The organism is Mesorhizobium sp. M1E.F.Ca.ET.063.01.1.1 (assembly GCF_003998155.1).
GTDB lineage: Bacteria > Pseudomonadota > Alphaproteobacteria > Rhizobiales > Rhizobiaceae > Mesorhizobium.
The window spans coordinates 1-1,502 of sequence record NZ_RZSC01001083.1 but is presented as its reverse complement, the minus strand read 5'-3'; the positions used below and the strand labels follow the sequence as shown (position 1 = coordinate 1,502).

General features: G+C 61.9%; 2 protein-coding genes. Both read left to right on the top strand.

All coding sequences use genetic code 11. From position 1 onward, the window contains the following. Positions 1-240: 240 nt before the first annotated feature. Positions 241-654: a hypothetical protein gene (locus EOA29_RS36225; protein WP_127222377.1), complete on the top strand. Its 414-nt coding sequence runs from the start codon at positions 241-243 to the stop codon at positions 652-654. Between the two features lie 317 nt (positions 655-971). After that, positions 972-1,502 (top strand): hypothetical protein (locus EOA29_RS36220; protein ID WP_145970037.1); only part of this gene is annotated, 531 nt, incomplete at its 3' end.

Genomic DNA, 1,502 nt, shown 5'->3' with positions numbered 1-1,502 from the left:
GACAGAAACATGTCGCAACGTTGGCTTGTCGTTAAGTTGACGATGCAAGATGTCCACAAGGAAACATGTTTCCGTGCTAACATGTGCAGATGAGTTGGAAATGAAAGCTGGGTTGATGTAGCGTACACCCGCAAAGATGTTTTGGTGATATTGTTTTTGTCTTTGGCAGGATAGCCTTTTTTGTGTTACACACGAAAAAAGGACGGCGCGGCCCAACGGCCTTAGCGCCCGCAAGCGGGCTTGAAGATGAGAGCCAACAGTGGCCAAACAGAAAGGCAGAATGCATCCCGGCGCTATGGCGAAGTCCTGCATGTGCGCTTCTCAAGAGTCGAACTGGAGCGGCTGCGCACCATGGCTGACGTGGAGTCGGTGACGGTCAGCGAAGTCGTTCGCCGCCTTGTCCGCACCGAGGCGGGGTTTCTACCGGCGGCGACGGGGGAACTGCGACCTTCCATTGAGGAGGCCACCGACCAGCTTCGCCGTGTTGGTGTGAATTTCAATCAGGCGGTCCGCGCGATGAACGAGGGCCGGGTGCCATATGACGAGGACCTTGAGCGCGCCTTGATCGCCGTTGGTGAGCTCGTGCGCCGGTTCCGCGAAGAATTGAAGGCAATGATTGCCAGGCCGCGCAAGCGGCGCGAGGTCAAGGCATGAGCGGTCATCTCGCCGGATATGCTGCCGAGATCGAATGCTATCTGCGGATGCCGGGCGCTGGCGATCTCGAGCAGCTTGAGGAGGATAAGCCTTTGCAAGCGGCTGGCCGGGAGACGGCCGATCGTCAAGCGATGAACATCCATGCGAGCGCCGCCGCCCCGGCCCGCGCGGCTTCGCCTATGGCGGGTGCGCAATGGCCGACGGCGAGCGCAACGCACCTGGGAGCGAGCGCACGGGTCGCAAAGGCACCGGTTTCGTCCGCTGGCCGAGGAGGACCGCTCAGCGCGATACCGCTGTCTGTGTGCACCAGTGGGAGCTTGCGTTCATCCAGCGACGCAAAGGGGGCGATAGCGATTTTCGACCTCGCGCTCGGCGCCTTCGTCAAGGAAGAGGAAGAAGAATGGCGGCGCCGTGGCGGGGGCGGCGGAAGGTCGGGCGCGCTCCCGTCCACTCGACGCTTCGCGCGGGCGACGCGAGAGGCGAGGGCGGTTGCGGCGCGAGCGGCCTATGCCGCCGGCGCGCAGCCAGCGGTGTTCAAGATCTTGTCCAGCGCGGCCAATGGCAAGCAGGCGGGCGCCTTGCTTGCCTATATCGGCACACGCGCCAATGAACAGGGCGAGAAGCGCGATATCGAGATCTTCACCGATAGCGGACAGGGGCTTGCCAATGCGCAGGACCGTCGCGGCTTCCTGCACCAAGTCACGGAGACATTCCAGGCGCAGCTTGAGAATACGAATTTCATTGAGGTGCGGTTCGAGCTCGCCGGTGACGTCACGGACGATGCGCTTGGCCAGGCGTTGAATGGGGCCTTCGGATCGAAGCCTTTCGTCTATGCTCGCACCGGCAAC